The sequence below is a fragment of the Gilvimarinus gilvus genome, from assembly GCF_030518155.1.
GTDB classification, from domain to species: Bacteria; Pseudomonadota; Gammaproteobacteria; order Pseudomonadales; family Cellvibrionaceae; genus Gilvimarinus; species Gilvimarinus gilvus.
Map to the genome: position 1 here is coordinate 34,699 of NZ_JAULRU010000548.1, position 12,376 is coordinate 47,074.

The following is a 12,376-nucleotide window of genomic DNA, read 5'->3' on the forward strand; positions in this document are numbered from 1 at the left end:
CGTTAATTACCTGCCTTTTGTCTAAGCGCCGTTTTGATGCGAGCAATATCTTTACGAGTTTGCGACAACAAGTGAGTTTGACTCAGCTGGCCAGTCGACGCTTGCATGCGCAGCTTAAACTGTTCTTTAAGCTGGTCAAGCAACTCGTTGTTCAGCTCTTCAACGGACTTTTCCCGGAGTTCTGAAGCTTTCATCACATCACCGAACGTTTAACGAATGTTGTTGAAATTGGCAACTTTGCCGCAGCCAGCGCGAAGGCTTCACGAGCCAGCTCTTCGCTAACGCCGTCCATCTCGTACAGGACTTTGCCAGGGCAAATTTGTGCCACCCAGTATTCGACATTACCCTTACCTTTACCTTGACGAACTTCCAAGGGCTTTTCGGTAATTGGCTTGTCCGGGAATACTCGGATCCAAATTTTACCGCCACGTTTAATGTGACGAGTCATAGCACGACGGGCCGCTTCGATCTGACGTGCTGTAATACGACCGCGACCGGTCGCTTTTAATCCAAAGTCGCCAAAGCTAACTTTGGAGCCGCGATGGGCCAAACCGCGGTTGCGGCCTTTCTGTTGCTTGCGAAACTTCGTACGCTTCGGTTGCAGCATCTTGCGTACCCCTTACTTAGACTTTGAGCCTTTTTTCTTAGGCGCAGTTTCAGTGGCTTCAACGTCGCCAATGATTTCGCCCTTGAAAATCCAAACTTTAACGCCAATAATCCCGTAGGTAGTTGACGCCTCTGCGGTGTTGTAGTCGATGTCTGCACGCAATGTGTGCAAAGGCACGCGACCTTCTCGATACCATTCGGTACGGGCAATCTCGGCACCACCAAGACGACCACCCACCTGAATCTTGATACCTTCAGCACCTTGACGCATTGCGTTTTGTACCGCGCGCTTCATAGCACGACGGAACATCACACGACGCTCGAGCTGCTGGGCAACACCCTGGGCTACCAGAGCCGCATCCAGATCAGGCTTGCGAATCTCTTCAATATTAATGTGAACAGGCACGCCCATTTTCTGGCTGATTTCAGCACGCAGACGGTCGACATCTTCACCTTTCTTACCGATCACAATACCTGGACGGGCAGTGTGAATGGTGATGCGCGCGGTGTTAGCCGGACGCTCGATATCAACACGACTAACGGATGCATTAGCCAGTTTGTCCTGAATGTACGCTCGTACTTCCAGGTCATTGTTCAGCTTGTCTGCGTACTCGTCGCTGCCAGCATACCAAGTAGAGGTATGGCTTTTGACAATACCCAGACGAATACCTGTCGGATGTACTTTCTGACCCATAACGCCTACTCTCTTACTGATCGGCTACTTTTACGGTGATATGACAAGTGCGCTTCAGAATGCGGTCAGCACGACCCTTGGCGCGAGGCATGATACGTTTCATTGTCATGCCTTCATCCACGAAAACAGTGGATACTTTCAACTCGTCAATATCAGCACCTTCATTGTGCTCTGCGTTTGCAATCGCAGACTCGAGCACCTTCTTCACTATCGCAGCGCCCTTCTTCGGGCTAAAAGCCAGAATATCAAGAGCATCTTCAACGCTTTTTCCGCGAATTTGATTTACAACCAAACGCGCTTTTTGCGCCGACAGACGAGCACCGCTTAATTTTGCTGCTACTTCCATCGTTTAACCTCGTTAGGCACAGCGCTTAGCGCTTTTTAGCTTTCTTGTCTGCAACGTGACCGCGATACGTGCGGGTAGCTGCAAACTCGCCCAGTTTGTGCCCAACCATCTCTTCGTTGATCAGGACTGGCACATGTTGACGCCCGTTATGTACCGCCAGAGTCAAGCCAACCATCTCCGGAAGAATCATGGAGCGGCGAGACCAGGTTTTGATCGGGCGACGATCGTTTGCTTCGATCGCTGCTTCGACCTTCTTAATCAGGTGAAGATCGATAAAAGGACCTTTCTTCAGTGAACGTGGCACTGTTGCTTCCTCTTTTGGTTGTTAGGTCGTCAATTAGCGCTTGTCGCGACGACGAACAATCATCTTATCGGTACGCTTGTTCTTGCGTGTCTTATAACCCTTGGTTGGAGTACCCCAGGGTGAAATTGGGTGACGGCCACCAGAAGTACGACCTTCACCACCACCATGTGGGTGATCAACCGGGTTCATGGCAACACCGCGAACAGTCGGGCGTACACCACGCCAGCGCGTTGCACCAGCTTTACCCAGAGAGCGCAAGCTGTGCTCACTATTGGATACTTCACCCAAAGTGGCGCGACATTCAGACAGTACGCGACGGGTTTCACCGCTGCGCAGACGCAAAGTTGCGTATGCACCGTCACGAGCAACCAAGTTAGCAGAAGTTCCCGCTGAACGAGCCAGCTGAGCACCTTTACCAGGCTTGAGCTCTACACAGTGAACAACACTACCCAAAGGCAGGTTGCGCAGTGGCAAGGTGTTGCCCGCTTTAATAGAAGCAGCATCACCAGATTCAATTTTATCGCCAGCTTTCAGGCCTTTAGGAGCGATGATGTAACGACGCTCACCGTCGGCATAACAAACCAACGCAATATACGCAGTGCGGTTTGGATCGTACTCAATACGCTCAACAGTCGCCGGAATACCGTCTTTGTTACGACGAAAGTCGATCAGACGATAGTGCTGCTTGTGACCACCACCAACGTGACGAGTAGTAATACGACCAGCGTTATTACGACCACCGTTGCGAGATTGCTTCTCCAGCAAAGGTGCGTATGGCGCGCCTTTGTGCAGATCCGGATTAACGACGCTTACTACAAAGCGGCGACCGGGCGAGGTTGGTTTACGTTTTACAATAGCCATTGCAACAATCCCCTTACTCAGCTACCGCAAAGTCGATGTCTTGACCTTGCTCAAGGCGCACGTAAGCTTTTTTCCAGTCACTGCGCTTGCCGAGACCGTAGCGTGTACGCTTAGTTTTGCCTTTAACATTGAGGATGCGAACCTGCTCAACTTTGGCATCAAACAATGCCTGAACAGCAGTTTTCACTTCCAGCTTGGTGGCATCGGCGGCAACTTTAAATACCACCTGATTACCCATTTCACCCACAATTGCGGCCTTCTCAGAAACCACTGGGCCTAACAAGACTTTATAAATGCGCTCTTGGTTCATCCCAGGATCTCCTCGAACTTCTTCATCGCAGACACAGTCACTACAACTTTGTCAAAGCGAATCAGGCTTACTGGATCGATACCCGCAACGTCACGTACATCAACCTTATGCAGGTTGCGTGAAGACAGATACAGAGCTTCGCTTACTTCCTCGGTAACTACCAAGGCTTCAGACAAGCCGTACTGACCTAACTTTTGTACCAGAGCTTTAGTTTTAGGAGCTTCAATATCAAACTCTTCAACCACAACCAGGCGTTCCTGGCGGTACAGCTCGGACAAAATGCAGCGCAGTGCAGCGCGGTACATTTTCTTGTTCAGCTTTTGCTCGTAGTTGCGTGGCTTAGCAGCAAAAGTAACACCACCGCTGCGCCAAATTGGGCTACGAATGGTACCGGCACGAGCGCGCCCTGTACCTTTTTGGCGCCAAGGCTTCTTACCGCCACCAGCAACCTCTGAACGAGTCTTTTGCGCCTTGGTACCCTGACGAGCGCCAGCCATATAGGCGACAACCGCTTGGTGAACAAGGTCTTGATTAAACTCTTTACCGAAAGCTACCTCGGATACTTTCAAGGTACCGTTGGAGCCGCCGGGAGTAACAATATTTAATTCCATGGTCGATTCCCCTCGGACAATTAGGCGTTGCTGCGCGCTTTAACCGCTGGACGCACGATCACGTCACCTCCGGGAGCACCCGGAATGGCACCTTTGACCAACAGCAGATTACGTTCGGCATCAACACGAACCACTTCAAGATTCTGAACAGTTACGCGTTCAGCACCCATGTGGCCAGCCATTTTTTTGCCTTTGAAGACGCGACCTGGGGTCTGACATTGTCCGATAGAACCAGGGGCACGGTGAGATAGCGAGTTACCATGGGTAGCATCTTGCATGCTAAAGTTCCAGCGCTTAACACCGCCCTGAAAACCTTTACCCTTGGATTGACCGGTAACGTCAACTATCTGGCCTGCTTCAAACGCAGCCACAGTCAGCTCACTACCAGCTTCGAAACTTTCTTGAGAGTCGTTACGTAACTCCCACAAACCACGACCAGCCTCGTTGTTAGACTTGGCGAAGTGACCTGCAGCAGATTTGGTAACACGGGAGGCACGACGAGACCCTACGGTAACTTGCACAGCATCGTAACCGTCGGTTTCTACATTCTTAACCTGAGTGACGCGATTGGGGGAAACCTCAATCACAGACACGGGAATGGAAACACCATCATCGGTAAATATACGAGTCATACCGCTTTTGCGGCCGACAATACCAATCGTCATTTTACTAACCTCTTAGTGTACGGGGCTCTTACCCGCTATGGCCGCCCATTTCAGAGCGTTACACAAGGCTGAATAAATTGTTTTATTCAGCCAACATTTACAAGTTTTTAGCCGAGACTAATCTGAACCTCAACGCCTGCAGCCAAATCTAGCTTCATCAGGGCATCTACAGTTTTTTCAGTAGGCTCAACAATATCGAGCAAACGCTTGTGTGTACGAATCTCGTACTGATCACGCGCGTCTTTATTGACGTGCGGAGAGATCAATACAGTGAAGCGCTCCTTACGGGTCGGCAACGGAATAGGGCCGCGCACTTGGGCGCCTGTGCGTTTAGCGGTCTCAACGATCTCCTGGGTAGAAGAATCGATAAGCTTGTGATCAAAAGCCTTCAGGCGAATCCGAATGCGTTGATTCTGCATGTGAACCAAACTCCAATAATTACTTTAAAGAACAATCCATCTCGGCAAGACCACCGGGGCCCGTGCAAAATGGAGGCGCAATATTAATGATCAGCTGACTAAGTGTCAACCAATTTCTGGAAAAAATTGATAATTTTTTAACCAGTAGCAGAGCGAACCTAAACGCGAACTCCGCCACCCCTCGCAGGGCCGGCCATTCTACAGTCAAGCACCTCAAAATCAAGCGCTTTCAGCTCGCCTCGCGAAAATAATTACCACCAGACGCCAGCTATATATAAAGAAGCAAGACTTGGCGAGCAGCGGCCGCCGCCACAATTAAAAAGGGGCACTGTAGCGACGCCACAGCACCCCTCGACGCAACCCCACCTCTACCCGGGAGGCTTGCGCAACAGCACTAGAAAGAACGCGTTACTGTCTCAACCATCTTCTTGGCATCGCCAAATAACATCATGGTATTGTCTTTAAAAAACAGCTCGTTCTGAACGCCGGCGTAGCCAGCCGCCATGCCCCGCTTTACAAAGAGCACCGTCTTCGCCTTTTCAACATCCAGAATCGGCATCCCAAATATAGGGCTGGTAGGGTCGGTCTTGGCCGCGGGGTTGGTGACATCGTTGGCCCCAATGACAAACGCAACATCGGCCTGCTGAAACTCGCTATTAATATCTTCGAGCTCAAACACCTCATCGTAGGGGACATTGGCCTCCGCCAGCAGCACATTCATATGCCCAGGCATACGCCCAGCCACCGGGTGAATGGCATAGCTAACCTTAACGCCGGCCTTTTTCAGCTCGTCACACATTTCACGCAAGGCATGCTGCGCCTGGGCCACCGCCATACCATAGCCCGGAACAATGATCACCGAGCCGGCATTTTTCATTATAAAGGCAGCATCTTCGGCACTACCCTGCTTAACCGGCCTGTCATCCTCGCCACCCGAGGCTGACGCGGCAGTCGAATCCCCACCAAAACCGCCCAGAATGACATTAAAAAAGGAGCGATTCATGCCCTTACACATAATGTAAGAAAGAATGGCACCCGATGACCCCACCAGAGCACCGGTAACAATCAAGGCATTGTTGTGCAGGGTAAACCCGATACCCGCCGCAGCCCAACCGGAGTATGAATTCAGCATACTAACCACTACCGGCATATCGGCGCCACCAATCGGTATGATGATCAAAAAGCCCAACACAAAGGCCAGCGCCACCAGCCCCCAGAAAACCTCTGGGGACTGATCCAGGCAGAAGTACACCACCAGCGCAACGGCGCCCAACCCCAGCAGGGCGTTAAGCATATGCTGCCCGGCAAAGGTTACCGGCTTACCGGAGACCAGCCCCTGCAATTTGGCAAAGGCGATCACCGACCCAGAGAAGGTAATAGCACCAATCATGGCACCCAGAGCCATCTCCACCCGACTCGCAATATAAATCTGACCAGCCGCATCAGCCAAACCAAACGAACCAGGGTTGAGATAAGCAGCGCCAGCGACCAGCACTGCAGCCAAGCCCACCAAGGAGTGAAAAGCGGCAACCAACTGCGGCATCGCCGTCATCGCTATTCGGGAGGCAATGATCAGCCCCGCCGCACCGCCGACAAATACAGCGCCCAAAATCCAGCCGTAGGAGGTAATTTCCGGACTGAGAATGGTGGTACCAACGGCAATCGCCATCCCCAGCATACCCATGAAATTGCCGGTTCTGGAGGTTTCCGGTGAAGACAACCCGCGCAACGCGAGAATAAAAAGTACCGCCGCCACCAAATAGGCGAGCGAGGTTATATTGGCTTGCAGTTCCATAAATGCCCCCTATTACTTCTTCTTTTTATACATGGCCAGCATGCGCTGGGTTACGGCAAAGCCACCAAAGATATTCACAGACGCCAACGCGACCGCAACCGCCCCTAAAATCTTCGCCTGACTCATATCGGCGGGGCCGGCCGCAATCAAAGCCCCCACCACAATTACACTGGAAATAGCATTGGTTACTGCCATCAAGGGCGTGTGCAATGCCGGCGTAACACTCCACACCACGTAATAGCCGACAAACACCGCAAGAACAAAAATGGACAACTGGGATATAAAATCGCCGTGCATAGCAGCCTCCTAATTATTATCAGTGAAAGCAGAGTGAACCACCGAGCCGCCATGAGCGAGCGTGGCAGCGGCCAAAATCTCATCTTCGAAATCGAGCGCCAGCTCCGCAGTCGCACCATCACCGTCTGCACACACCAGAGGCGACACAAAGTTGAGCAAGTTTTTCGCATACAGCGCACTGGCATCCGCGGCGATTCGACTGGGCACATTAAAATGCCCGACCACCTTCACACCATTTACATCAACCACTTCACCCGGCCGCGAGGCCGTGCAGTTACCGCCTTGCTCAACGGCCAAATCTACGATTATCGAGCCCGGACGCATACTGGCGACCATTTCATCATTAACCAATACCGGGGCCTTGCGCCCGGGTATTAATGCCGTACAAATGACGATGTCTTGTGTTTTGATGGTCTGCGCTACCAACTCAGCCTGACGACGTTTAAAGTCTTCGCTCATTTCCTTGGCATAACCGCCTGCGGTTTCCGCCTCTTTTAGCTCGTCAGACTCAACCATCACAAATCGCCCGCCCAGGCTTTCAACCTGCTCTTTGGCCACAGGACGAACATCGGTAGCCGACACGACCGCTCCCAAGCGTTTCGCCGTCGCAATGGCCTGCAGGCCCGCAACTCCCGCACCCAGCACCATAACTTTAGCCGGCGCTACGGTGCCAGCGGCCGTCATCATCATGGGCATGGCGCGATCGTACTCAACGGCCGCATCAAGCACTGCCTTATAGCCTGCCAAGTTACTCTGGGAGCTGAGCACATCCATGCTTTGCGCCCGGGTGATGCGGGGGACGAATTCAAGCGCCATAGCGGTAATACCAGCGCCGGCATATGCCGCCACTGATTCCGGCGCATTGAAAGGAGAGAGAATTCCGAGCAACAAAGCCGACTTCGGTATTAACGCCAACTCATCCAAATCGCCCTCAACGGCCTGCATTGGACGCTGAACCTTAAGGACAAGGGCGGCGTCTTTATAGACAGAGGCCACATCGGGCTCAATAGTCGCTCCCGCTTCTTTATATAAAGCGTCGGGAATACGGCTTTGCAACCCAGCTCCCGCTTCAATTGTGACCGAAAACCCCATAGCCACAAACTTTTTGACAGTCTCAGGAGTAGCTGCCACCCGCCTTTCGTGGGCACGACGCTCCCTTGGCACGGCTATTTTCATAGTCTTACCCTCTATTGTTATCGTTGGTTGAGTCTTTTTGACTGTAGGCACCCGCCAGCTATTTAGCAAGCGCCTGACAATTTGAGGAACCGCTAGACCACGGCGCCGATCTTCCATGGATTAAACTCAGCATCACCATAGCCAAGCTCTTCGCTCTTGGTGAGCTCGCCCGACGCAATGGCCAAAACCTGCAGGAAGATTTTCTCTCCCAGAGTTTCCAACGTCTCCTCTCCGTCGAGTACCGCGCCGCAGTTGATATCGATATCTTCGCTCATGTGCTTATAGATTGCCGTGTTACTCGACAGCTTTACACTGGGCACTGGCTTGTAACCAAAAGCCGAGCCGCGCCCCGTTGTGAATGCCACCACATTAGCACCAGAGGCAACCTGCCCGGTTACCGACACCGGATCAAAGCCGGGACTATCCATAAACACCAGGCCTTTTTCGGTAACAGGCTGAGCGTACTGATATACCGCCGTCATAGTAGTGGAGCCACTTTTGGCCTGAGCCCCCAGAGACTTTTCCAAAATAGTGGTAAGACCACCGGCCTTATTGCCTGGCGATGGATTGTTATTCAACTCAAAGCCGTGAGTACTGGTGTACCCCTCCCACCAGCGAATCCGCTCCAGCAACTGCTCGGCAACATCGGGGGTTGCTGAACGCTGAGTCAACAAGTGCTCAGCGCCATATATCTCTGGTGTTTCGGAGTAAATAACCGTGCCGCCATGGCGCACCAAAATATCGCCAGCCACACCAAGCGCGGGATTGGCGGTAATGCCAGAAAACGCATCGGAGCCACCGCACTGCACAGCCAACGTAAGCTCAGATGCCGGGCACGACTCACGCTTAGCACTGTTAACCAGCGGCAGCATTTTGCGCACGTAGTCAGCCCCCTGCTCCACAGCTTGGCGAGTGCCTCCGACCGTCTGAATGTTATACGCCTTAAAACAGTCGCTCTCTTCGAGACCGGCCTGCGCCAACACGCCGTCAACCTGCATGGTTTCGCAACCGAGACCAATCAGCAGCACCGCACCAAAATTAGGGTGAGCGGCATAACCTTCAAAGGTTCGCTGCAATATCTCGTAGCCCTCGCCTTCGGCCCGCATACCACAGCCCGATTCATGGGTGAGCGCGACCACGCCATCGACATTTGGAAAATCATCCAGAGCCCCTGGGTAACTGAACATGGTGGCAATCTGTCGGGCCACCGTCGCCGAACAGTTCACTGTCGTCAGAATACCTATATAGTTGCGAGTGCCAACCTTGCCACTATCACGCTTAAAACCCATAAAGGTGGCGCGCTGCGCATCGGCAACGAAGTCGGTCTCCACCGCGTGACGGCAAAAACCATAATCTTTAGCAAAATCCCCAACGATACAGTTGTGCGTATGCACATGCTGCCCTGCAGCAATGTCAGCCGCGGCATAACCAATAAACTGGCCATACTTAATAATTGCATCACCCTGCTTAATAGGCTCAACCGCAATTTTATGCATTTCGCCTATATCTTCAGTCGCCACAAAACGGGCGCCTTCGACACAGAGCTCCTCTCCGGCCGCAACATCCTCAACAGCAATTGCAACATTATCCTGCTGATGTAAGTGAATCAGTTTACTCACGACCACCTCGACATTTCCAAATCTCACACAAGCGGCTAAAACGCCACTTTTCACCAATGCTGACAATCTAGCACCAAATTGGTCAGACCGCAATAAACTTTTGGTATGACTAAAAAACCCGAGTATTGGCTTGAGCAAAATAGACACTATTGTTAGAATCAGTCGGTCGTAAACCTGTCAATGGTCATTGAAGCAATGAACGTATCTTTGGATACCGGAAAACTTTCCGGTGGCCGCCTCTACCAGCGAGTAGCAGAGCAGCTAGCCGTCGTCATATCGCAAGGGGAATACCCCCCTGGCTCCCGCCTGCCTGCCGAGCGCAAGCTAGCCGAGCGCTTTGAGGTAAGCCGACCGACCATTCGCGAAGCTATTATCGCACTAGAGCTTGCCGGCTGCGTAGAAGTGCGCGGCGGTTCGGGTGTCTATATTTGCGATGGCGAAAGCGATAAACTTGCCAGCACCAATCTCGATGTCGGCCCGTTCGACATTCTTGAGGCGCGAATTTTGTTCGAAGGAGAGGCCGCGGAGCTGGCCGCCAAGAACATCACAGCCGATGAGCTTGCCGAGGTACGCCAGGCACTGAACGACATGGTCACCGAAAATGAAGGTGAACCCATCTGCGAACAGGCCGATGAAAACTTTCATATGCTGATTGCCCGCGCCACCAAGAACGACGCCATTGTCTCGGTATGCAACCACTTGTGGGCGCTGCGCAATAGCTCACCCGTATCCGCGCGCATTTTGGAAAAAGTTCGCCAGGCCGGCTCCAAGCCCAGAATTGAAGAGCACAAGGCAATTCTTGAAGCTCTGGAGCAACGCGACCCGGAAGGTGCCCGCGCCGCCATGCGCGAACATTTAACCCGCGTTATTCAGCAACTACTCGACGCCACCGAGGCCGAAGCGGTAGAAGAGGCGCGCCGCGCCGTCATGCACAATCGCGAGCGCTTCAACCTCATCGACTAAATACAGGCCCTTGCCTTACAAAAAGCCGCTATTGGTATTACCAATAGCGGCTTTTTGCGTTACTCTAACGCTTATTTGCAATAACAATAGTGTTTAAGAGAGGCAAAAATGTCCAAAATTAGTCGTCGCAACACCCTTAAAGGGCTTGCCGCATTACCATTGGCCGGTGCCGGGTGCGCCAGCACTGTCAACGATCCAAGTGCACAACCCAAAGGGATAGCCCCCTGGCACCTGGCAGATGAAATTGTCGCCAACACCTCCATACCAAGCTTTGCCGATCGGGCCTTCAATGTGCAAGATTTTGGCGCCAAAGGTGATGACAAAACCGACTGTTCCGACGCATTTCGCGACGCTATCGACGCCTGCCACAAAATGGGCGGAGGGCGTGTTATTGTCCCCGCAGGAACCTACCTCACGGGCCCCATTCACCTAAAATCCAATGTCAACCTGCACCTCAACAAAGAGGCGACAGTGGCGTTCTATACGGCCCCCGAGCGGTTTTTGCCGGCCGTCTTTACCCGCTGGGAAGGTGTTGAGTTTATGGGCTATTCACCCCTCATATACGCATACGGCGAAGAAAATATCGCCATAACCGGTAAAGGCGTGCTAGATGGCCGCGCCAATCCCACCACTTGGTGGCCCTGGAAAGGCAACAAGGAGTGGGGAGTAGAGGGCTACCCCAGCCAAAAAGAGGGCCGCGATAAACTGTTTGCCGAAGCCGAAGCCGGCGTACCGCCCGAGGATAGACACTATAGTGAGGGCTACTACTTTCGCCCACCGTTCGTTCAACCCTATAAGTGCAAGAACGTATTGATCGAGGGGGTTAAAATCGTTAACGCCCCATTCTGGCTGCTCAACCCGGTATTGTGCGAAAACGTGACAGTACAGAGCGTCATCCTTGAGAGCTTGGGGCCCAATTCGGATGGCTGCGATCCGGAAAGCTGCAAAAACGTAGTGATCGAGAATTGCTACTTCGATACCGGTGACGACTGCATTGCCATCAAATCAGGCCGCAACAACGATGGGCGGCGAGTCAACACCCCCACCGAAAATGTGGTAATTCGCAACTGCCAGATGCGCGCGGGCCACGGCGGCGTGGTGATAGGCAGCGAAATTTCCGGCGGCGTGCGCTACGTATTTGCCGAAAATAACACCATGAGCAGCCCGGACCTTGAGCGCGGTTTTCGCATTAAAACCAACTCCGTTCGCGGCGGACTACTGGAACACCTCTACATGCGCAACTGCACCATGGGTACGGTTAAAAATGCCATTGTTATCAATTTTCACTACGAAGAAGGTGATGCCGGAAAATTTGACCCAACCGTACGTCACGTAGAGGTGCGCAATCTTACCTGTGAGCAGGCAGGGCGCGTATTTCAGGTGCGAGGCTTTGACCGCGCCCCCATCCAGGACCTGCGCTTTATAAACTGCGAGTTTAAGCACGCGGACGACCCCGGCGTAATTGAAAACGTTGACAACCTGGTCATTCATCAAGTCGAGATAAACGGTAAGCCATTTATAGGCTAATAGTCGAACCGACCAAATGCGGTCCGACCAATTCGGACCGCACCCCCCTCCTCCTGCGAATGAGCGAATACTCGCCCGCTATGCGCCCCCAAGCCGAACGTTTTATAGGTAAATACTGCAAGGCGGGTGCTCAAGGTATAACCAACTGAACCAATAAGGCGATATATGCGCCACGCAATTGGT

Annotated in this window: 16 protein-coding genes; 2 read left to right on the plus strand and 14 right to left on the minus strand. The window is 52.6% G+C overall.

Annotated features, from left to right (window positions below):
- Positions 1-2: 2 nt before the first annotated feature.
- The 14 genes from rpmC to QWI17_RS10285 form a co-directional block, all read right to left on the minus strand.
- Entirely contained in the window at positions 3-194 is a 192-nt protein-coding gene (rpmC, locus tag QWI17_RS10220; protein ID WP_302722406.1) for a 50S ribosomal protein L29, read from the minus strand.
- Positions 194-607, minus strand: a complete 414-nt coding sequence (rplP, locus tag QWI17_RS10225; protein ID WP_215975673.1) for a 50S ribosomal protein L16 — start codon at positions 605-607, stop codon at positions 194-196. Before rplP ends, rpmC begins: the two co-directional genes overlap by 1 nt.
- Positions 608-619: 12 nt before the next feature.
- Entirely contained in the window at positions 620-1,300 is a 681-nt protein-coding gene (gene rpsC / locus QWI17_RS10230; RefSeq protein WP_302722407.1) for a 30S ribosomal protein S3, read from the minus strand.
- Between the two features lie 13 nt (positions 1,301-1,313).
- Positions 1,314-1,646 (minus strand): 50S ribosomal protein L22, encoded by a 333-nt coding sequence (rplV, locus tag QWI17_RS10235; RefSeq protein ID WP_302722408.1) that lies wholly within the window; start codon positions 1,644-1,646, stop codon positions 1,314-1,316.
- A 25-nt stretch (positions 1,647-1,671) separates the two neighbouring features.
- Entirely contained in the window at positions 1,672-1,950 is a 279-nt protein-coding gene (rpsS, locus tag QWI17_RS10240; protein WP_302722409.1) for a 30S ribosomal protein S19, read from the minus strand.
- Between the two features lie 33 nt (positions 1,951-1,983).
- Complete coding sequence (gene rplB / locus QWI17_RS10245) at positions 1,984-2,811, minus strand: 50S ribosomal protein L2 (protein ID WP_302722410.1); 828 nt, start codon at positions 2,809-2,811, stop codon at positions 1,984-1,986.
- A gap of 13 nt (positions 2,812-2,824) precedes the next feature.
- The gene (rplW, locus tag QWI17_RS10250; protein ID WP_302722411.1) at positions 2,825-3,121 is read right to left on the minus strand and encodes a 50S ribosomal protein L23; all 297 of its coding nucleotides are present in this window, start codon (positions 3,119-3,121) and stop codon (positions 2,825-2,827) included.
- Positions 3,118-3,732 carry a 50S ribosomal protein L4 gene (rplD, locus tag QWI17_RS10255; RefSeq protein ID WP_302722412.1) on the minus strand — a complete coding sequence of 205 codons (615 nt, stop codon included), beginning with the start codon at positions 3,730-3,732 and terminating at the stop codon, positions 3,118-3,120. The genes rplW and rplD overlap by 4 nt, the downstream gene beginning before the upstream one ends.
- Before the next feature lie 20 nt (positions 3,733-3,752).
- A complete protein-coding gene (rplC, locus tag QWI17_RS10260) occupies positions 3,753-4,397 on the minus strand; it encodes a 50S ribosomal protein L3 (RefSeq protein WP_302722413.1) in 645 nt (214 codons plus the stop codon).
- A gap of 107 nt (positions 4,398-4,504) precedes the next feature.
- Entirely contained in the window at positions 4,505-4,816 is a 312-nt protein-coding gene (rpsJ, locus tag QWI17_RS10265) for a 30S ribosomal protein S10 (protein WP_020210111.1), read from the minus strand.
- 394 nt (positions 4,817-5,210) lie between these two features.
- Positions 5,211-6,611 carry an NAD(P)(+) transhydrogenase (Re/Si-specific) subunit beta gene (locus QWI17_RS10270; RefSeq protein WP_368045340.1) on the minus strand — a complete coding sequence of 467 codons (1,401 nt, stop codon included), beginning with the start codon at positions 6,609-6,611 and terminating at the stop codon, positions 5,211-5,213.
- A gap of 12 nt (positions 6,612-6,623) precedes the next feature.
- Entirely contained in the window at positions 6,624-6,908 is a 285-nt protein-coding gene (locus QWI17_RS10275) for an NAD(P) transhydrogenase subunit alpha part 2 (protein WP_302722414.1), read from the minus strand.
- A gap of 9 nt (positions 6,909-6,917) precedes the next feature.
- Positions 6,918-8,084, minus strand: a complete 1,167-nt coding sequence (locus tag QWI17_RS10280) for a Re/Si-specific NAD(P)(+) transhydrogenase subunit alpha (protein WP_302722415.1) — start codon at positions 8,082-8,084, stop codon at positions 6,918-6,920.
- 92 nt (positions 8,085-8,176) lie between these two features.
- Positions 8,177-9,703 carry a UxaA family hydrolase gene (locus QWI17_RS10285; RefSeq protein WP_302722416.1) on the minus strand — a complete coding sequence of 509 codons (1,527 nt, stop codon included), beginning with the start codon at positions 9,701-9,703 and terminating at the stop codon, positions 8,177-8,179.
- Between the two features lie 195 nt (positions 9,704-9,898).
- On the opposite strand from QWI17_RS10285, the gene QWI17_RS10290 reads away from it, so the two are divergent.
- Both QWI17_RS10290 and QWI17_RS10295 read left to right on the plus strand, forming a co-directional pair.
- Complete coding sequence (locus QWI17_RS10290) at positions 9,899-10,666, plus strand: FadR/GntR family transcriptional regulator (RefSeq protein ID WP_302722417.1); 768 nt, start codon at positions 9,899-9,901, stop codon at positions 10,664-10,666.
- A 108-nt stretch (positions 10,667-10,774) separates the two neighbouring features.
- Positions 10,775-12,193, plus strand: coding sequence for a glycoside hydrolase family 28 protein (locus QWI17_RS10295; RefSeq protein ID WP_302722418.1), 1,419 nt, complete (start codon positions 10,775-10,777; stop codon positions 12,191-12,193).
- Positions 12,194-12,376: the final 183 nt, after the last annotated feature.